The following is a 19,149-nucleotide window of genomic DNA, read 5'->3' on the forward strand; positions in this document are numbered from 1 at the left end:
TATATGTGGGCCAAGATATGCGCGAACACCAATGTTGACGACGCCCTGCTGGCCGTGGAGTTGGGTGCAGACGCGCTGGGATTTGTGTTTGCCCAGAGCCGTCGGCAGGTGACACCTGAAGAGGTATGTGAGATTGTGAAGCGGCTGCCTGCCCGGGTGGAGAAGGTTGGCGTGTTCGCAACGGACGACGCCGGTCAGATCGAAGGGGCAGTGCAGGTGGCGGGTCTGACTGCCGTGCAGCTGCATGGGACGTTCAACGCGACGCTGGTGCATGAACTGGCCGAAGAGCTGCCCAAGATCAAGATTATTCAGATGATGGCGTATGAGCTGGAGCCGACGGACCGCGAGGACCACGACGCGCGGTTCGAGGCTGCACTGCGACTGGTGTTTGGCGAGCCGAAGGTGTGGGCGGTACTGCTGGATGCTGCGAAATCGGGCAACTCCGGCGGACTGGGCGTGAGCTTTGACTGGGAGCGCGCAGGAAAAATTGTGCAGCGCACGCGGGCTGCCTTTGGGGATGAGGCTCCGCATGTGATCCTGGCGGGCGGGTTGAATCCGGAGAACGTGGCAGGGGCCATTGCGACACTGCAGCCGTGGGGTGTGGATGTCGCCAGCGGTGTCGAAGCGGAAGCCGGCAAGAAAGATCCGCAGAAGCTGCGTGCCTTTCTGAGGGCCGCAAAGTCGGCTAGCTAGCTGGTTCTTTCACGAAACGCGCTATCGGACCGCCGTACACTGGTAGGGATGACGAGCGTACTTTTCATTCGGCACGGACAGAGCACGGCCAATGTTGGCGAACCCACGAAGGTGTTCTCGGAGGTTCCGCTGACGGAGCTTGGAAAGCAGCAGGCTCGCGAGCTGGCGGCAAAGTGGACAATTACGCCGAGCCTGATTGCGGTTTCGCCGTTCCTGAGGACACAGCAGACCGCTGCTCCGACCATTGCTCGATTTCCTGAGGCGCCGGTTGAGACTTGGCCTATCTACGAGTTCACTTTCTGGGACCCCGCGCATTGGACGGGCGGAGAGCCGAAGGACATGATGCACGAGGTCGACCATTATTGGATGACGGCCGATCCAGATTTGCGGTATGGCGGCGGGGCGGAGAGCTTTGCGATGATGCTGCATCGGGCGGAGAACACATTCAACCAGCTTGCGGGGCTGGAGGTGACATCACCCGTAATGGTCTTCACGCACGGACATTTCATCCAGGCCTTGCGCCTGACGGTCTTGCACCCAGAGTGGACGCCTACCAAGAAAATGCGCGAATTTCGTGCTTTTGACGACGCCTACTGGGTGCAAAACACGCAGGTCGTAACTGCAGCATTCAATGGAACTCTGTGGAAGATTGATTAGATTTTGAAGGTATTTGGAGAGAGTGTTCGCGATGAGCGCTCATCGCGAGGTCTCCAATTAGGACGCCTTAGTGCGTCTGGTGGGCGGGAATCGTCCTGGTGTGCGCCTGCTCCGTGTGATCATGGGCGGTCAAAGTATGCGAGTGCTGGGCACCGAGTGTCGGGCGAGCATACGCAACCACGGGAGCGGCCACCACAGCCAGGGTGATCATCATTGCAAGAGACTTGATGCTCTTCATTGTGTGACCTCCTGTGCTACATCCATAGGACGCCACAGGGTACTGACTGGATTCAGAAAATTGCGAAGAGCGAAGCAACTTTTTGTGAACAGAATTCATATCCGCAAACGCATATTGATTGAGGAAAGACTACGGAAATAAGTAGCGCGGGGTGTATTCGCATGTCCTAGCATCGTGTTGTTTACGAGTGTGGTTCGCTGCGGCCCTGATGATTGCCGGGCTGGGATATTTCTAAGCTGGCGTTTCTCTGCTTGCAGCGAAAAGCCAGACGGGTGTAAGGTGGTCAGGTAATGCAAAACTTCTTCAGCCCGCGATTTACCCCTTCGTTCCGCTACTGGCCTCTCGTAGCGGCATCGGTGGAGTAGCATCGCGCGGAACCGAAGTTCCTAGAGCGATTCTCAAGATTCTCCTCCCCGTGCCGCGACCCCACAAGGTTGCGGCTTTCGTGTTTTAGCACTCTGTATGTATTTGAAGGCTTTGAAAGAAGAGGAAGACGGTTATGAGCACCACCGCCCACAGTACGAGTCAACTCACTAGCCCTGCGCCGATGCCCGCGTCCTCCACGCCCGGTCGCTTCGGTGTCTACGGCGGACGCTATGTTCCTGAGACACTGATGGCCGCTCTGCTGGAGCTTGATGCCGCGTATGAGGCGGCGCAGAAAGATCCAGCGTTCCACGCCGAGCTTGATGGTCTGCTGAAGAACTATGTAGGTCGGCCTACGCCGCTGTACTACGCGAAGCGGTTGAGCGAAACGCTGGGTGGAGCAAAGATTTATTTGAAGCGCGAGGACCTGCTGCACACCGGCGCGCACAAGATCAACAACGCGCTGGGACAAGCTCTGCTGGCGCGGCGCATGGGCAAACACCGCATCATCGCGGAGACGGGCGCAGGCCAGCATGGTGTTGCGACGGCCACCGTCTGTGCGTTGTTCGGCTTGGAGTGCGTTGTGTACATGGGCGAAGAGGATATGCGCCGCCAGGAGCCGAACGTCTACCGTATGCGTCTGCTGGGTGCCGAGGTGCGCGGCGTCAACTCCGGCTCGGCGACGCTGAAGGACGCGATCAACGAGGCGATGCGCGACTGGGTCACGAACGTGCGCTCGACGTTTTATATCCTCGGCTCGGCGCTGGGCTCGCACCCGTATCCGACGATGGTGCGCGACTTCCACCGCGTGATCAGCAAGGAATCGAAGCAGCAGATCCTAGAGCAGGAAGGCCGTCTGCCCGATGCGATCGTGGCGTGCGTCGGCGGCGGATCGAATGCGATCGGCGCATTTTATGAGTACATCCCGGATGCCAGTGTCGCGTTGATCGGCGTAGAGGCTGGCGGGCGTGGCACGGCTCTGGGTGAGCATGCGGCGCGTTTCCAGAAGAACGGCGGCGGAGTTCCGGGCGTGTTGCAGGGAACGTACAGCTATGTGTTGCAGGACAACGCAGGGCAGGTGGCTACGACGCATAGTGTCTCGGCGGGTCTGGATTACGCGAGTGTCGGACCGGAGCATGCGATGCTGCATGACTCGGGCCGCGCGACGTATACCAGCGCGACGGATGCTGAAGCTCTGGATGCGGTGAAGGTGCTCTCGCGTACGGAGGGCATTATCCCTGCGCTGGAGTCGGCGCATGCTGTGGCCGAGGCGATTAAGCTGGCGCCGACGATGGGCAAGGACAAGATCATTATGGTGAACGTCAGCGGTCGCGGCGATAAGGACCTTGGGATTCTGCGCGCGGAGATGGATTTGAGTGGGGAGGCCAAGGGTTGACCTCCAAGCTTGTAACTAAAACTCTCTATGAAGTGCCAGTTCCTTCAACTGGATTTCTCAAAGAAGCCGACTGGAAGGACTCCAGTTACTGCTTTGTTTATGCGAAAAAGGACACCGGGGAAGTACGGCATGTTGCAATCAAGTTCACGCGGCCAATGATGATCTTGCGGACTGCCGAATCATTCTGCAACCTCGAACAAATCGAAGGCAGCTATGACAAATTGGTTGAAGTCGAGCAGTCGGCATGGCGAGAAAAATGGTTCACGCCTAGCGCGCAGAAGCGTTCTCGTGCGACTGAAGTTCATCACTACATGATCTACACGGATAGTGTGGGTTGCTTTGAAACACTGGCGGAAAGTTGGGAAGTTATCGACGAGCCCATATCACGCAGAGGAAACGAATAGCTAATGCCGATAGACTTCTCAAATAAGCCTGGCCTGGTCATCTACTTCACCGCGGGCGACCCAGACCTCAGCACCACGCGCGACATGGCGATTGCCGCTATCGATAGTGGTGCGGATGTTATCGAGCTTGGTGTGCCGTTCAGTGATCCGCTTGCCGATGGGCCTGTGATTCAGCGGGCCAGCGAGCGCGCCGTGGCGAAGGGCACGCGGTTGAGTGATGTGCTCGGTATCTGCAAGGAGATTCGCGACGCACGTCCGCAGGCGGGAATCATCCTCTTCAGCTATCTCAACCCTGTCGTTCGATTCGGCATGGAGGCCTTTGCGAAGGCCGCGAAGGAGGCCGGCGCGGATGGTGTGCTGTTGACCGACTTGATCGTTGAGGAGGCGGGCGGGTATCTGCCGTTGATGCAGAAGTACGATCTTGCACCAGTCTTTCTCGCTGCGCCAACGTCGCCGGATTCTAGACTGAAGGCTATCGCAGAGGCTTCGCAGGGCTTTGTCTATGCCATCTCGCGTGTCGGCATTACGGGCGCGCAGACCGAGCTGGCGAACGATGCGCAGGGGCTGGTCGAGCGCATCAAGCGATTTACAAAGCTGCCGGTTGCGCTGGGCTTCGGCGTGTCTACGCCGCAGCATGTGCGGGCGGTGGCGGAGTTTGCGGATGCGGCAGTGGTTGGCAGCGCGATTGTGGCGCTGGTTGAAAAGACTCCTGCAGCCGACGCGGCCAAGGCCGTGGGCGATTTTGTCCGCAGCCTGAAGTCGGGTTCCTAAGCAGATCGGCTGTGAGGTGCGCTGCCGGAAACGTATCATCGTAGGGACCGCGCGACGAGCGGGCAACGTTCCTACTCATCTTTTGCACGAGGTTTTATGGAGATCGCCGACTGGCGTAACAAGATCGATGACCTGGACGAACAGATTGTTCGTCTGCTGAATGAGCGAGCGGCTGCGGCCGTGGAGATTGGCAAATTAAAGGCGAAGGTCAGCTCTCCCGTGTATGAACCGAAGCGGGAAGAGCGGGTCTTCGAGCATGTGCAGCAGGTGAACCCGGGCCCGCTTACCGGCGGACAGGTACGAGACGTATATGAGCGCATCATCGACCTGATGCGCTCGCTGCAAAAGCAGTAACGACAAGAGATTAAGAGAGGGAACTTCGTGATGATCGTCGCAATGCAGGACCAGGCAACAGATGAACAGATTCAGAATGTAATCGAGCGCATGGTTGAACTTGGTTTCAACGTTCACCGGACGACTGGTGAGACGCAGACTATTCTCGCGGGCGTGGGAACTCCCGGCCACTTCGAGGTGACAGAGTTCCAGGTGCTTTCGGGCGTACACCAGGCGTATCGCATTTCGTCGCCGTACAAGCTTGCTGGGCGTGGCTTCCGTCCTGAAGGCACACGCATCACCTTCCCCAACGGCGTGGTGGTTGGCGGTGAGGAGATCGTCATCATGGCAGGTCCGTGTTCTGTCGAAAGCCGCGACCAGATTCGCCTGAGCGCGAAGCAGGTGGCCGCTGCAGGCGCGCAGTTCCTGCGTGGCGGCGCGTACAAACCACGCAGCTCGCCGTACAGCTTCCAGGGCATGGGCGTCGAAGGCCTGAAGATCATGCGTGAGGCTGCCGATGAAAACGGCCTGCTCGTCATCACCGAGGTAATGGAGATCTCGCAGATCGAAACCATGCTCCCATACATCGACTGCTTTCAGGTCGGTGCGCGCAACATGCAGAACTTCAACCTTCTGCGCGAGCTCGGCCATGTCCGCAAGCCCGTGCTGCTGAAGCGCGGTATTGCCGCGACGATTGAAGAGGTCCTGCTGTCGGCGGAGTACATTCTGAGCGGCGGCAACTATGACCTGATGCTGTGTGAGCGCGGAATCCGCACCTACGAGACGGCGACGCGCAATACGATGGACATCTCGGCGATCCCGGTGCTGAAGAAGCTGACGCACCTGCCGGTCTTCGGCGATCCTTCGCACGGTGTCGGTATCCGCGAGTTCGTTCCGCCGATGGCACGCGCCGCCGTCGCTGCAGGCGCAGACGGCCTGCTGATGGAGATGCACCCGAATCCGGACAAGGCAATGAGCGATGGTGCTCAGTCGCTGACGCCGGAGCAGCTGACGAAGCTGGTAGAACAGCTACGCAAACTCGCTCCTGTGATGGACCGCAGTATCGCTCCGGCGGTCGAAAAAGTACACGCGTAGGTACCTCGCCGAATCGGTAGGGCGCGGCTTTAGCCGCGCCACTATCGCACCCTTTGAAGGCGGTTTTAGCCGCTGCGATATTACCGCATAGGTTCTCGGTTGGAGGCTATAGATATGAAGATTGCCACGTGGAATTTGGATCGACCGACAACTTCATCTCCAAAGAACCTGCAACTTTTGCAAGAGTTGAAAGACGTGGATGCGGATATCTTGATTTTGACCGAAACAAACTTTGTGATTGATCCGGGCGAGAAATATACTCCACTATTTTCGGACCTGTTACCTGTTCCCGGACTTTACAAGTACACGCATGGAGAGAACCAAACTACTATTTGGAGCAGGTATCCTCTCAGTCGTATCCAGACGCAGCATCCGTCAATAACTACTTGCGCAAAGGTGCAAACTCCAAATGGAGATCTGAGTGTCTATGGCACGGTTATTGGAATTCTTGGCCCAATTGGACGCGCGAAAGACGATTTTCTGCGGAATCTAAGCGAGCAGATACAGGACTGGAAGAAAATCAGCAGTGAGCAGGGCAATATCGCCGTTATTGGTGACTTCAATGTTTGCTGGAATGGGGAGAAATTTCCTAAGACGGGTAGAGAAGAAATTGACAGATGTTTTGAAGAGCTAGGAATTCTCAACTTGACCCGCGATGTTGAAAGCAACATCGATCACATCGCGATCTCAGGTTCTTTTCTGGAAAACGCGAGGTACGACGCTGATCCAAGAAAATGGAACACGCAGAAAAAGCTTCGGAAACCGAAGCTAAGCGACCATATGGGAGTTTGTGTAACTCTAGAGTTCCCTCAGCTCAATAGAGCCTATTAGAAGAAGAGAACGGGGTTTAGTATCGTGCGTCGGATTGTCGTAAAACTCGGAACAAACGTCATCATGCGTCAGGATGGCAAGGTGGCTCTGGGCCTGCTGTGCGGTCTGGTGGAGCAGGTGGCTGCGCTGCGGATGCAGGGCATCGAAGTCCTGATGGTGTCTTCAGGCGCTGTTGGACTAGGCATGGAACGGTTGGCGCTGACGAAGCGACCGACCGTGGTTGCGCAGGTGCAGGCGTGTGCGGCGATCGGGCAGTCACGACTGATGTCGTTGTATGACGATGCGTTCGACCGGCTGGGCTGCCCGATTGCTCAGGTGCTGCTGACCGAGGATGACTTCCGTGATCCGGCACGTCATGCAAACCTGCGTGCGACTCTGGATGCGCTGCTGACTCTGGGTGTGATTCCGATTGTGAACGAAAACGACACGGTCTCGACGGAAGAGCTGGATCGCGCCGCCAATCTACCGCAGCGCGAGCGGATCTTTGGCGACAACGATAAGCTGTCGGCGCTGCTGGCCAAGCACATCGGCGCGGACCTGTTGGTGCTGCTGTCCGATGTGGATGGATTGTACGACCGCAATCCGAGCGAGCCAGGAGCAACGATGCTGCAGGGTGTCGCGGAGATCGACGAGAAGATTCTCGGCCTGGCGCATGGTGGCAATGGCCGTGGGCGTGGCGGCATGATCTCCAAGCTCGAGAGTGCGCGGATTGTGGTGCGTGCGGGCAAGCCGGTGATTATCGCGAATGGCCGCACGCCGCAGGTGCTGGAGCGGATTGTGGCGGGTGAGGCTGTAGGGACACGGTTTGCGCCGGTCTCGGTGCAGAGCGCGGCTATGGCGGAGTCGCTGCGATGAGTGTGGTCTCGGCGGAGTTCTCGACGCTGGAGATTGCCCATGCGGCGAAGGCCGCGTCGCGAACGTTGGCTCCGATGGCGGAGGCGAAGCGGAATGCTGCGCTGGAGACCATGGCCGTTGCGATTGAGGCAGCGAGCGCGGAGCTATACGCGGCCAATGAAGAAGATTTGAAGCTTGCTATCACGCTAAGTGGAGATGAGGCTTTGTCGGCGGCGACGTTGTCGCGCTTGAAGCTCACCGAAGGCAAGCTGCGCGAGATGATCGAGCAGATTCGATCCGTGGCTACTCTGGCTGATCCGCTGGGGCGAACGCTGGAGTTGGTTGAGCTCGATGATAAGGACGCGAACGGCGTCGTTGTTCCCAAGCACGGTCTGCGAATGCAAAAGATCAGTGTGCCGCTGGGTGTGCTGGCGGTGATCTTTGAAGCGAGGCCCGACGCGGTGACGCAGATTGCGGCGCTGGCATTAAAGTCGGGCAATGCGGTGATTCTGAAGCCAGGGCGGGAGGTGGAGAAGACGGCGACCGCGCTCGTGAAGGTCTTACGGGCGGCGCTGGTCGCGCAGGGAATCGCCGAGGATGCGATCACACTGCTGATGGGCCGAGAGCGGGTCGGTGAGCTGCTGGCGATGCAGTCGCTGGTGGATATGGTGATTCCACGCGGATCGAAGCAATTGGTGGAGTTTGTGCAGGCGAACACGCGGATTCCGGTGCTGGGTCATGCCGAGGGGATCTGCCACATCTACGTGGATAGCGCAGCCGACCAGGAGCTAGCGCTCCGCGTCATCGATGATGCGAAGACGGATTATCCTGCGGCGTGCAATGCGGTGGAGACGGTGCTGGTGCACCGATCGATTGCGCATGAATTTCTACCGAAGCTGGAGAGTCGTTTGAATGAGCGGCATGTGACGATGCACGGAGATCGAGCGGTGTGCGCAGCGCTGGTGCGCGATGTGAATGCGGTGAGCGACTGGCATACAGAATATGGCGATCTCGGGATCTCGGTGGGTGTGGTGCAGTCACTCGATGCGGCGATGGAACATATTCATCGGCATGGTTCGCTGCACACGGAGAGCATCATCACGGAGAACGAAGAGGCTGCAGAACGCTTCCTGAGCGAGGTGGATGCCGCGGGCGTGATGCACAACGCTTCCACACGATTTGCAGACGGTTTCCGCTATGGTTTTGGAGCAGAGGTCGGGGTTTCAACGAGCAAGTTTCATGCACGGGGTCCGGTTGGACTTGAAGGGCTGACGACGTACAAATATGTGGTCCGCGGGCATGGACACGTGGCTGGCGATTATCGTGGCGCGCAGGGGCGGGCGTTTACACATCGTCGTGTCTCGGGTGAGAGCAAGTGATCCAACGCATCGTCATCGTCGGAACCGGGCTGATCGGTGCGTCGATTGGGCTTGCCCTGAAGGCTGGTCAGTTTAGCGGTGAGGTGCTGGGATGGGACGCGAGCGCTGCTGAGCTGAACGAAGCGCTTCGGGGCGGGGCTATCGATAAGGCCTTGGAGAGCCGCGCTGCGGTGCTGGCGACGAAAGCGGACGTTTATGTGCTGGCGACGCCGGTGCTGCCCATCCTGGACTGGATGGACGCACTGGCATCGGTAACAGGCGACGGGCAGTTGATCACGGACGTAGGCAGCACGAAGGGCGAAATTACCCTGCTGGCGGAGACGCTGTTCAGTGGAAGCGGTAAGGCTGCGTTTCTGCCGGGACATCCGATGGCAGGCAAGGAATCAGGCGGTGCTGCTCTGGCCGAGCCGTCACTGTTCAATGGGGCGACGTGGCTGTTCACTCCGTTCGGGGAAGAGAGTGCGCTGGAACTGGAGTGGCGTGACCTTGTAACAGGCTTTGGTGCCGTTGCGCGCGATCTCGATCCGGTGCAGCATGATGAGGTCTGCGCGTGGGTTTCGCACCTGCCACAAATGCTGTCGACGGCGCTGGCTGCGCTGCTGCAGGATGCGTTCTCGCACGACGCCGAGGGCATGGCTGCGGTGCAGGCGATCGGCGGTCGCGGCTTGCGAGAGACGACGCGGCTGGGCTCAAGCCCGTATAGCATGTGGCGCGATATCGCGATGACGAACACGAAGCCGATTACGGAGACGCTGCTGGCGCTGGAGCAGCGACTGGCACATCTGCGCGAGAATCTGCGGACGCCGGAACTTCGCGAAGAGTTTGCGACGGCGAATCGCTTTCGCAGCAGCAAGCAGGCGAGCGAGAGCTCGATAGCTTGAGTGCGGCGGCTGTGTCGGTTAGGATTTAGATGTGCATCAGGAGGAAGATAGATGAGTTCGCATGAGAAGCCCAAGACAATTGACCGTTTTTTCCCGTTGATCCTGATCGCGATCGGCGCCACGTTTATCTTTACGGTCGCGCTGTTTCATCCAATGCACTAGATTCTGGATTCAGGTGGAAGTAGAAGGCCCGATTTGAGGACATCGCTTTGCGGTGGCTCGAAAATCGGGCTTCTCTGTTCGCGTGGCAGGTGGATCGCGCTGGCATGCGACTTCGATCTCGGATTTGCGCATCCTAATGACTGCGTCTGATAGCTACGGGCGACGGGAGAGTGCGATGAAGAAGATTTTGCTGGCGGTAGTGGCTGTAGTCGGAGTGGGGACTGCGCTCACGGTAACAACGGGTGGGGTGATGGCTGCGGGTTCGGCTTCGGACGCGGACAAGGCGTTTGTCGGCAAGGTTTCGCAGGGCGGAGCCTATGAAGTTGAAGCCGGAAAAGTCGCGGCAATGCGCGGGACGACGCCATTTATTCGCGATTTTGGTGTGATGGAGACGCATGATCACATGGGCGTTGGTGCCGGCTTGAAGAAGGCGGCTGCTGAGACAGGTGTGCCAATTGCGCCGGGGTTGAATGCTGAGTTTTCAGCGCGGCTGGCAAAGTTGAAGAGCGTGCCTGCGGACAAGTTCGACTCGTTCTATCTGGATGACATGAAGCAGATCCATAACAAGGACGAAGGCTTGTTTCTGCAGGAATCGAAGGAAGGCACGGATCCTTACAAGGAGTTCTGCCATCAGACGGCGGTGCTGGTGAAGGCGCATCTTGGTTGGCTGAACACTATGTAAGGTGGAAATCAAACAGTAGTGATGAGACGGAATGGCAAACGCCGCAGCATTGACATCGATGGCTGCGGCGTTTCGATTTGCTGCTGTGGTGTTCAACCTCGGCGTTTGGCGCTGGGGGCTGGCGGTGGGTAATTGGCCTTGCGCTTGGGCGCTTTTTCGATCGCGGGCTCTGGTTTGGTGACCGCAGCTGGATCAATGGTGCGGTGGAGTTCTACGGCATCAGCGAGAGCGAACTTCAGCTTTTCGAGACCTTCTCCGGTGACAGAAGAGATTTGAAAGAACGGCAGCTTCTTGCGCTTGGCGAAGGCTGTCAGCTTCTTGAGCTTTTCGGGATTGGCCGAGTCGATCTTCGAGGCAACGAGGATAGTCGGCTTCGCGGCGAGAGCCGGGTCGAAGGACTTCAGCTCTTCGGTGATGACCTTGTAGTTCTCAACGGGGTCGGCGGTTTCACCTGGGGCGAGGTTCTCCTCGGCGGTGATCGCGGTGTCGGAGACGTCGACGAGATGGCAAAGCACGCTGGTGCGTTCGATGTGTTTGAGGAACTGGATGCCCAGGCCCGCGCCGAGGTGGGCACCTTCGATGAGTCCAGGCATGTCCGCGACGGTAAAGGAGCGCTCGAAGGGGGCGTCGCCGATCTGCACTACGCCGAGATTCGGTTCGAGGGTAGTGAAGGCGTAGTTGGCGATCTTTGGCTTCGCGGCGGAGAGGCGGGAGATCAAAGTCGACTTGCCGATGTTGGGGAAGCCGACGAGACCGACGTCGGCGAGCAGGCGCAGTTCGAGGCGATAATTCTTGGCCTCGCCTGCGCGACCGAGTTCGTGCTCGCGCGGCGCTTGATGCGTCGATGTAGCAAAGTGCTGGTTGCCGCGACCACCGCGGCCACCGCGAGCGATAACGATCTCGTCATTGGGGCGAGCGAAGTCGTGAATCAATTCGCCTGTGTCGTCGTCATAGAGCAGCGTGCCGACAGGAACTTTTAGCGTGAGGTGCTCACCAGCAGCTCCGGACATATTGGAACCCAGGCCGTGGCCGCCGCGCTGCGACTTCCATTCCGGGTTGAAGCGGAAGTGAACGAGGGTGTTGTGGGAGAGCGACGACTGCATGAGGATGTCGCCGCCATGACCGCCATCCCCACCGGAGGGACCTCCGCGGGGTACAAACTTTTCGCGTCGGAAGGCCATGGCGCCATTGCCACCGTCGCCAGCCTTGATGCGGATTCGTGCTTCATCGATAAACATAAGTGCCTCAAAGGTCGAGGCATGAGGAGCCTCGACAGAGGGCTGCAGCGAGGAAATCGCCAGCCCATTCAAAGTTTTGGGCGCGAGAGTTCGCGCACACTGTTTTAAGTGTACAGACTGCGTGAAGAATCATGGGGATGCGCGATATTCAAGGACTATTCACGAAGTGGCCTCATCCAGTTCACGAAAACAGCAATGAATTTGAGGTTTCGGCTGATAGACTGGGTGCATAACCAGTCAAAGAGCCTGCCGTACAGCCCAGCAAGGACGCTGGGACGACTGTAGATCGAGGCAGGCCAGATCAGCGATCGTGGCACCGAGACCGCTCCGGGCCGCAGGTCAAGCACCGGACCCGAGTGACACCACACGATACGCCATGCAACCAGTACGGAAACTTCAGGAGACACACATGACGCGGACTCAAACCTTCCGAAAGGCGGTTCTGTTGTCAGCAGCAGCACTGCTGACCGGCTCAGCTTTTGCCCAGTCGACGACGCAGGGTGCCATTTCAGGTACCGTCAGTGACGTGACCGGCGCTGCTGTTCCCAGCGCCTCGATCACGATTCATAACGATGGCACCAACGCCGAAAAGAAGCTCACCGCAGACGCGAGCGGCAACTTTACCGCCCCGCTGGTGGAGCCCGGTGCCTATACGGTCACGATCGAAGCTGCGGGCTTCGGTAAGGAAGTGGATAAGTCCGTTCTGGTGCAGGTCGGCCAGGCGACCACGCTGATGCCTAAGCTGGCTGCGGGTAGCACGGAGACGACGGTTAGCATCTCCGCCGATGCGGCAACGCTGAACTTCGAGAGCCCGGATGTTTCGTCCGTCGTTCCGCGCCAGGCAATCGACAATATTCCCGTAGCGAACCGCCGTTGGTCGGCTCTCGCGCTGACGACGCCCGGCGTCGTTGCCGATTCGAGCGGCTTCGGTCTGGTGAGCATCCGCGGTATGAGCACGCTGATGAACAACGTCGAGATCGACGGTGCGGACGATAACGACGCGTACTTCTCGGAAGAGCGCGGCCGTACCCGTGCAGCGTACTCGACCTCAGAGAACGCAGTCCAGGAGTTTGAGATCAACACCGGTGTGTACTCGGCGCAGTATGGACGCGCCGCCGGCGGCGTCATCAACTCGGTCACCAAGAGCGGCACGAACACGCTGCATGGCGAACTGTTCTTCAACGACCTGGATCGCGGCTTCGGTGCGTATGTTCCGGGATCGGTCAGCCCGACGGGCACTCCGCTGAAGCCCAAGGATTTGCGCAAGATCTACGGCGGCACCATTGGCGGCGCGATTCTGAAGGACAAGCTGTTCTGGATGTACACCTATGATCAGGCAACGCACATCTTTCCGGCGATCGCGAAGGCTGCCAGCTATGGCAATGCGAACACGGTGGGTGGTTTCCTCGAACAGCCGGATGCTACGGTGACCAGCTGTACGGCGGCGGCGACGAACGGTGCGGTAACGGTTACTGGCGCAACGAACCACGCGACACTTGACGCGCAGGTGTGTGCCCTGGCTTACCGCCTTGGCTACGCCCCAACACTGGGAGCAGCGGCTTCTGCGGCTGCCTACACGCAGGCTGTGAATGCATATAACGCTGCTATCAGCGGTACAGGTGGACTGACGTCGGACCTGGGCAACGTGCCCCGTATCGGCGATCAGGAGATCAACACGCCGAAGCTGGACTACCAGATCAATAGCAAGGAGCGGGTGAGCTTCCTATACCATCGCCTTCGTTGGGATTCGCCCGGCGGTGTGCAGACGGCCAGCGCGCTGGCGTACGCCGTTGACTCGTTCGGCAACGATTTCGTGAAGCTCGATTATGGCCTCACTAAGCTCGAGAGCACGTTGACGAGCAGCATCAGCAACGAGGTGCTGTACCAGTACAGCCGCGAGTTGCTGGATGAGACGCAGCAGCCGCAGAGCGCCTACACTAAGAACAACCTCACGTCCGCTGCAGGCACCGTCCCCTACATCGGTCTGGATACGTCGATCGGCTTCAATCTCGGCGCTCCATACTACGGCTATCGTCCAGCGTACCCTGATGAACGCAAGTGGCAGGTCGAGGACATCCTGTACTACAACCTGCACAATCACAGCCTGCGCTTTGGCGGCGATATTCTGCACAACATCGACCTGACCAACCAGCAGCCCTACTACTACGGCTACTACAACTACACGACACTGCCGAACTACGTCAGCGATCTGTTGACGAAGGCGACCGGCGCGCAGAGCTGTAACTCGGCAGGTACGGGTGTCGGCGGCAGCGCGACGGGCGGCACCACGGGTTGCTACTCGTATGCCTACCAGGACTTTGGAGCCACGAAGTTTTCGGCTGCAACGTTCGATTACGCTGGCTTCGTCCAGGACAACTGGAAGGTATCCCCTCGCCTGACGCTGGAGCTTGGCGTGCGCTACGACTATGAAAAGCTTCCGATGGTCTCGAGTGCACTGACGACGGCGGTGAGCTTCTTCACGCCGTATGCAGCTCTGAACAATCACCCGAGCGACAAGAACAACGTCGGTCCGCGTATTGGATTTGCATATGACGTATTCGGCAGCGGCCAGACGGTGCTGCGTGGCGGCTACGGTCTGTACTATGGCCGCGTCCTGAACGGTACGATCATGAGCACGATCTTCGGCACGGGCAGCCCGAACGGCCAGTTCCAGACGGCGCAGACCGCTCCGACAGCGACAGGCGCTCCGCGCTTCCCGAATGCGTTTGCATCGGCCAGCACCATTACGCCTTCGTCGTACTACTTTGCTCCGAACCTTCAGAACCCTTCGGTGCAGGAGATGACGCTGAGCGTGCAGCAGGCGCTGGGCAAGGGAACCGTATTGCAGATTGATTACCTGGGAGCACTCGGCCGCACGTTGCCGAACTTCCTCGACACGAACCTTGCACCGGCGCAGACGACCGCGACGGTAACAGTGGGTGCTCCGACGAGTGCTGCGGCTGGCTCCGGCCCGCTGCCGGTGGGCACAACCTACCAGGTGCCGGTCTTCGCGACCTGCACGGCAAGTGCTACCTGCCTGCACCCCACGGGCTACCTGAATCCGAACTTCACCAACATCACCGAGGTGATCAGCAACATCAACTCGAACTACAACGCGCTGAGCTTCGACATCAGCAACCGTGGCATCCACGGGTTCGTGTTCGATGCGAACTACACCTGGTCGCATGCTCTTGACTACAACCAGAACGCATCAGCTGCAACCAACACGAACAACTGGCTGGACCCGTACGGCAATCCCCGCCAGAACTACGGCACCTCGCAGTTCAACGTGGGCAACCGCTTTGTGGGCTATGTGCTGTACACATTCCCAGGTGTTCGCGATGGCAACTGGCTGAAGTATGTAGCCAATGGCTGGAGCATCAACGACACGTTCCAGATGCAGAATGGTCTTCCGTACACTTCGACTCTGAGCAGCGGAAAGCCAATTTCCACTGCTTTGAACTCGACGTGGAACGGAGCTCCGCAGAACGTGGCGTTCCTGCCGGTGATCGGCCTGAATACCAATCAGGTACCGCGTGCGATTGTGGACGATGTTCGCGTTCAGAAGTCGTTCCCGATCAAGGACCGTGCGCATCTGGAGTTGAGTGCGGATATGTATAACGCGGCTAACCATGAGAACTTCAGCACGTCGGACTTCAGTGCGGCGGAGTACAAGTTCTCCTCAACGGGCGTTCTTGCGTATCAGTCGAAGACGGCGCCGTCGGTTGGCTTTGCATCGCACAGCACTGCGAACGACAGCGGATTCCTTTATATTCCGCGTGAGTTCCAGATCATGGCTCGTCTGCAGTTCTAACCGAATCGTAAAAATAGCTGGAAGGGTGGTGGCTTCGGCTGCCACCCTTTCTGTTTGTGCCTAACGAAAAGTCTTCCCAAAGCGGCTGGAGTTCGTTAGGCTGCGAGGACACGCAAACTGTTGTTGGATGTTGACTCCTGCTGGAACGAGGAGCCCCGGCCTACCTTTCATCTCTCCGGGGCGGAGTGAAGACGAGTGTTGCTGCGAGCACGTGTGGGTTGGGGTGTCGGCGGGGTGCGGCTTACGGGCTGCTTCTTTGTGCTTCTGTTCGCGGTAAAAGCCAACGGACAGAAGAAGCCTGCAATACAGAGTGCGCCTGTGATCTCGACCGAGCAACAGAGCTCTGAAGTGGACATGGGCCTACCCTTGTTGGACGACGCCGTGGAGTCTTTGCAGGCGCTGGATTCGCAGGCAAATGACGCGGCACTTGCGGGTCGCACCATCGGTGATGCGGATGAAGAGCAGCAGGCACAAAGAAGCACCGTTCGAGACGGCAGTGCGGCGAGTGAGCTGAGCTATGGCGGTCTGCCGACGACGCTGAACGAAGCCACGCTTGACGGGTTGAGTGTACGACAAAGCTTCCGGGCAGGGCCTCGCGGAGGCGCTGCCGAGGGCGCGCGTGGGGATTCGATCTACAACCTGCGTGGTTTGCAGGGCTTCGGTCGAGGAGCGCAGCGTGATGGCCTGCACATGTTCTCTGCACAGTATGGCGGCGCGGGCGGGCGAACGACAGCGATCACCCGGGCTGGGACACCTCAGCTGCGTGGGTCTGTGCAGTGGCTGATGGAGGCGAGTGCGCTGGCGGCAACGAACCCGTATTCGGTGGTGAGCACCTACAGCAACGGCGTGGAGTCGAGCGAGTTGGTGAAGCCGCGCGGATGGATGAATCAGTTGAGCGTGACGGCGGGACTGCCTCTCTTCTCGGCGAAGGCGGGCTGGGTGCCGCAGCGGCTGCGCACAAATGCAGTGATTTTTGGCGCGGTCGATCTACAGTTGCACCGCGATAGCGTGGTGTCATCGCCGAGCGATCCGCAGTTCTTCACTCTGACCGCGGAGCAGCGGGCGCTGCTGGGAAATCGTGGAGTAGGTGGTGCTGCGACGGTGGGTGCTCTCGATTATCTCGGCAGCCTGACGGGGACCACGTTGCGCGGCGCATATCGGCTTACGGGAACCGTGCGTGCCGATGCGGACGTGAGCGCGCGGGATCAGGTGTCGGTATCGTTCCATGGGAACCGCGTGGACGCTGTGGCTGGAACGGCGCTGGGTCAGGCTTCGGATGCCGTGGTAGCGCGAGGCATAGGGAGCCTTGGGGACAGTTATGTGAATGTGGAGGCGTTGAGTGCGCAGTGGATCCGGAGATTGACCTCGCACATGGAGAACGAGGTGCGCGGACAGGTTGTGCACGACCTGGAGTATGAGGCAGCGCGAGCACCCGCGCCGCAGGAACCGGCGATCAGCGTCGGTGGACTGGCTCCGCAGGTGTCCATTGGGCCGGATGGCTTTGCGTATGGAACACCTTCGACGCTGGGGAGGATCGCATATCCCGATGAGCAGCGGGTTGAACTCGCGGACACGCTGCGATGGACCCTGGGGCGCAACCTGCTGACGCTGGGCGGCGACTGGAGTCGCATGCATGACCGCATCGCAAGCATCGATGCGCAGGAAGGGGCGTTCGACTACGACAGCGGCACGACGGGAGGTCACGACGGAGGTTTGGTGGACTGGATCACTGACTACACCTTCAACGTGCATGCGTATCCGAACGGTGGCTGTCCGAGCATCAATGCGGCGGTGCATGACTTCTGCTTTCGAACGTATACGCAGGGCTTCGGCACGCAGCAGACAGAGTTTGTGACGCATGAGTTTGCGGGGTTTGCGGAAGACGAGCTACGGGTGAGGCGAGACCTTATGGTGACGATGGGGGTTCGCTACGACTACACGCTGCTGCCGCTGCCGCAGGCTCCGAACCCGGTGCTAGATGGGGCGCTTGCAGCGGCTGGCGTCACGGCAGCGACCTCGCGGTTTCCGGAGGACAGGAACAACGTGGGGCCGCGAATGGCGATGACGTGGTCACCGAAGCGTCTGCATGGAGCGACTGTGGAAGCGGGGTACGGTTTGTTCTTCGGGCGCGTGCCGGGAGGAACCCTGCGTGCTGCACTGGCCGATACGGCGATGGCTTCGACGACTGAGCACATACGCATCACGCCAACGACGATTGCGCAGTGCCCGCAGGTGACGACTGTGTCGCAGGGCTTTGGATACCCGTGTGCGTTTACGACAATGCCTCCTGCAGCTGTGGCGCAGACGACTTCGGCAACGCTGTTCGCACAGAATTTCCGAGCGCCGATGGTGCAGCGGGGGTCGTTTACAGTATCGGACGAGGTCGCGAGGGGACTGCACGTGCGGGTAGGGTATGCGCTCTCGTACGGGGTGCAGTTGCCTGCGACGACGGACGTGAACATTGCGCCATCAACCGGGCTGGTGGAGTATGTGCTGCAAGGAGGGGATGCGGCCGGCGAGCACTATCCGGGGCTCCACACGGGCGAGACGTTCGTGGTGCCGCTCTACACTCAGCGGCGGATTGCGCAGTATGGCGCGGTGACGGAGGTTGAGTCGAACGCGAATGCGTACATGAACGCGGGCACGCTGGAGATGGAGTGGCGAAACGTCCGCGGGTTATCGTTGCGGGGCAGTTACACGTTTTCACGAGCGATCGACGATGGGCCACTGCAGGGTGCGACGCCGCGGCTGAGCAGCCAGTTCGATCCCTTTGCGATTGGTTACGACAAAGGCCTGTCCAGCCTGCAATTTCCGCAGCGGTTTGCGGGGGAGCTGCAGTATGTGTCTCGCTGGCAGCGCGGCTCGGCGCGGGAGCGGAGACTACTGAGCGGATGGCGGGTGGCGTCGATTGCGACGGCGGGTAGTGGCGCGCCGTACAGTTATGCGATCTTTGGCGGTACGCGGTTGGCAGGCGGACATGAGTCGATCAACGGGGCAGGTGGAGCGACCTATCTACCGACTGTAGGCAGGAATACGCTGCGGCTTCCTCCGCGCGGAAAGGTGGACATGCGCGTGGAGCGAGAAGTTGCCCTCGGAGGCCGTTTGAAAATCCGCGCCTTCGCGCAGACGTTCAACCTGTTGAATGAACGAAATGTAAGCGGGGTGCAGACGCGAGCGTTTCTGCTGGGAACGCCGGCGACGACAGGTGGGCTGACACCACTGGTGTTTCAGGATGCCGCAGCGATCGCGACAGAAGGTCTGACGACCCGGGCGTTCGGAATTGGAACGTCATCGACTACGGGAATGAGCCGGGAGCGGCGTGTGGAGTTTGGCTTGCGGCTGGAGTTTTAGTGTCACGAAGTTTTTGCGCAGAGCCGT

16 protein-coding genes are annotated in these 19,149 nt (G+C 59.3%); 14 read left to right on the forward strand and 2 right to left on the reverse strand.

Going from position 1 to position 19,149, the window contains the following annotated elements:
- Positions 1–3: 3 nt before the first annotated feature.
- Together OHL14_RS19470 and OHL14_RS19475 are read left to right on the forward strand one after the other, a co-directional pair.
- Positions 4–693, forward strand: a complete 690-nt coding sequence (locus tag OHL14_RS19470; RefSeq protein ID WP_263381038.1) for a phosphoribosylanthranilate isomerase — start codon at positions 4–6, stop codon at positions 691–693.
- Positions 694–741: 48 nt separating this feature from the next.
- On the forward strand, positions 742–1,350 hold the full coding sequence (locus OHL14_RS19475) for a histidine phosphatase family protein (protein ID WP_263381039.1): 609 nt from the start codon (positions 742–744) through the stop codon (positions 1,348–1,350).
- Between the two features lie 67 nt (positions 1,351–1,417).
- On the opposite strand, the gene OHL14_RS19480 is transcribed toward OHL14_RS19475, so the two are convergent.
- Positions 1,418–1,588 carry a hypothetical protein gene (locus tag OHL14_RS19480; RefSeq protein ID WP_263381040.1) on the reverse strand — a complete coding sequence of 57 codons (171 nt, stop codon included), beginning with the start codon at positions 1,586–1,588 and terminating at the stop codon, positions 1,418–1,420.
- A gap of 547 nt (positions 1,589–2,135) precedes the next feature.
- Between OHL14_RS19480 and trpB the strand changes: the two genes are divergently transcribed.
- From trpB to OHL14_RS19530, 10 genes are all read left to right on the forward strand, one after another.
- Entirely contained in the window at positions 2,136–3,347 is a 1,212-nt protein-coding gene (gene trpB / locus OHL14_RS19485; RefSeq protein ID WP_263381163.1) for a tryptophan synthase subunit beta, read from the forward strand.
- Positions 3,344–3,751, forward strand: a complete 408-nt coding sequence (locus tag OHL14_RS19490) for a hypothetical protein (protein WP_263381041.1) — start codon at positions 3,344–3,346, stop codon at positions 3,749–3,751. Before trpB ends, OHL14_RS19490 begins: the two co-directional genes overlap by 4 nt.
- A 3-nt stretch (positions 3,752–3,754) precedes the next feature.
- Entirely contained in the window at positions 3,755–4,522 is a 768-nt protein-coding gene (gene trpA / locus OHL14_RS19495; RefSeq protein ID WP_263381042.1) for a tryptophan synthase subunit alpha, read from the forward strand.
- A gap of 96 nt (positions 4,523–4,618) precedes the next feature.
- Positions 4,619–4,876 carry a chorismate mutase gene (gene pheA / locus OHL14_RS19500; protein ID WP_263381043.1) on the forward strand — a complete coding sequence of 86 codons (258 nt, stop codon included), beginning with the start codon at positions 4,619–4,621 and terminating at the stop codon, positions 4,874–4,876.
- 30 nt (positions 4,877–4,906) lie between these two features.
- A complete protein-coding gene (gene aroF / locus OHL14_RS19505) occupies positions 4,907–5,950 on the forward strand; it encodes a 3-deoxy-7-phosphoheptulonate synthase (RefSeq protein WP_263381044.1) in 1,044 nt (347 codons plus the stop codon).
- Between the two features lie 114 nt (positions 5,951–6,064).
- Positions 6,065–6,781 carry an endonuclease/exonuclease/phosphatase family protein gene (locus OHL14_RS19510; protein ID WP_263381045.1) on the forward strand — a complete coding sequence of 239 codons (717 nt, stop codon included), beginning with the start codon at positions 6,065–6,067 and terminating at the stop codon, positions 6,779–6,781.
- A gap of 24 nt (positions 6,782–6,805) precedes the next feature.
- The gene (proB, locus tag OHL14_RS19515) at positions 6,806–7,636 is read left to right on the forward strand and encodes a glutamate 5-kinase (RefSeq protein WP_263381046.1); all 831 of its coding nucleotides are present in this window, start codon (positions 6,806–6,808) and stop codon (positions 7,634–7,636) included.
- Positions 7,633–8,994, forward strand: coding sequence for a glutamate-5-semialdehyde dehydrogenase (locus OHL14_RS19520; RefSeq protein WP_263381047.1), 1,362 nt, complete (start codon positions 7,633–7,635; stop codon positions 8,992–8,994). Before proB ends, OHL14_RS19520 begins: the two co-directional genes overlap by 4 nt.
- Complete coding sequence (locus tag OHL14_RS19525) at positions 8,991–9,875, forward strand: prephenate dehydrogenase (RefSeq protein WP_263381048.1); 885 nt, start codon at positions 8,991–8,993, stop codon at positions 9,873–9,875. Before OHL14_RS19520 ends, OHL14_RS19525 begins: the two co-directional genes overlap by 4 nt.
- A gap of 337 nt (positions 9,876–10,212) precedes the next feature.
- Positions 10,213–10,719, forward strand: coding sequence for a DUF4142 domain-containing protein (locus tag OHL14_RS19530; RefSeq protein WP_263381049.1), 507 nt, complete (start codon positions 10,213–10,215; stop codon positions 10,717–10,719).
- Between the two features lie 92 nt (positions 10,720–10,811).
- Here OHL14_RS19530 and obgE read toward each other — a convergent pair whose 3' ends face one another.
- Positions 10,812–11,957 carry a GTPase ObgE gene (gene obgE, locus OHL14_RS19535; RefSeq protein ID WP_263381050.1) on the reverse strand — a complete coding sequence of 382 codons (1,146 nt, stop codon included), beginning with the start codon at positions 11,955–11,957 and terminating at the stop codon, positions 10,812–10,814.
- Positions 11,958–12,366: 409 nt separating this feature from the next.
- Between obgE and OHL14_RS19540 the strand changes: the two genes are divergently transcribed.
- The gene (locus OHL14_RS19540) at positions 12,367–15,771 is read left to right on the forward strand and encodes a TonB-dependent receptor (RefSeq protein ID WP_263381051.1); all 3,405 of its coding nucleotides are present in this window, start codon (positions 12,367–12,369) and stop codon (positions 15,769–15,771) included.
- Positions 15,772–15,969: 198 nt separating this feature from the next.
- Positions 15,970–19,122 (forward strand): porin family protein, encoded by a 3,153-nt coding sequence (locus tag OHL14_RS19545; protein ID WP_263381052.1) that lies wholly within the window; start codon positions 15,970–15,972, stop codon positions 19,120–19,122.
- The last annotated feature ends 27 nt before the right edge of the window (positions 19,123–19,149 follow it).

The organism is Granulicella paludicola (genome assembly GCF_025685545.1).
GTDB lineage: Bacteria > Acidobacteriota > Terriglobia > Terriglobales > Acidobacteriaceae > Granulicella > Granulicella paludicola.

Coding starts and splice junctions, on each gene's coding strand:
- aroF (WP_263381044.1), top strand. CDS start 4,907: ATGATCGTCGCAATGCAGGACCAGGCAACAGATGAACAGATTCAGAAT.
- OHL14_RS19520 (WP_263381047.1), top strand. CDS start 7,633: ATGAGTGTGGTCTCGGCGGAGTTCTCGACGCTGGAGATTGCCCATGCG.
- OHL14_RS19530 (WP_263381049.1), top strand. CDS start 10,213: ATGAAGAAGATTTTGCTGGCGGTAGTGGCTGTAGTCGGAGTGGGGACT.
- OHL14_RS19470 (WP_263381038.1), top strand. CDS start 4: ATGTGGGCCAAGATATGCGCGAACACCAATGTTGACGACGCCCTGCTG.
- obgE (WP_263381050.1), bottom strand. CDS start 11,957: ATGTTTATCGATGAAGCACGAATCCGCATCAAGGCTGGCGACGGTGGC.
- OHL14_RS19475 (WP_263381039.1), top strand. CDS start 742: ATGACGAGCGTACTTTTCATTCGGCACGGACAGAGCACGGCCAATGTT.
- trpA (WP_263381042.1), top strand. CDS start 3,755: ATGCCGATAGACTTCTCAAATAAGCCTGGCCTGGTCATCTACTTCACC.
- pheA (WP_263381043.1), top strand. CDS start 4,619: ATGGAGATCGCCGACTGGCGTAACAAGATCGATGACCTGGACGAACAG.
- OHL14_RS19510 (WP_263381045.1), top strand. CDS start 6,065: ATGAAGATTGCCACGTGGAATTTGGATCGACCGACAACTTCATCTCCA.
- OHL14_RS19480 (WP_263381040.1), bottom strand. CDS start 1,588: ATGAAGAGCATCAAGTCTCTTGCAATGATGATCACCCTGGCTGTGGTG.
- trpB (WP_263381163.1), top strand. CDS start 2,136: ATGCCCGCGTCCTCCACGCCCGGTCGCTTCGGTGTCTACGGCGGACGC.
- OHL14_RS19540 (WP_263381051.1), top strand. CDS start 12,367: ATGACGCGGACTCAAACCTTCCGAAAGGCGGTTCTGTTGTCAGCAGCA.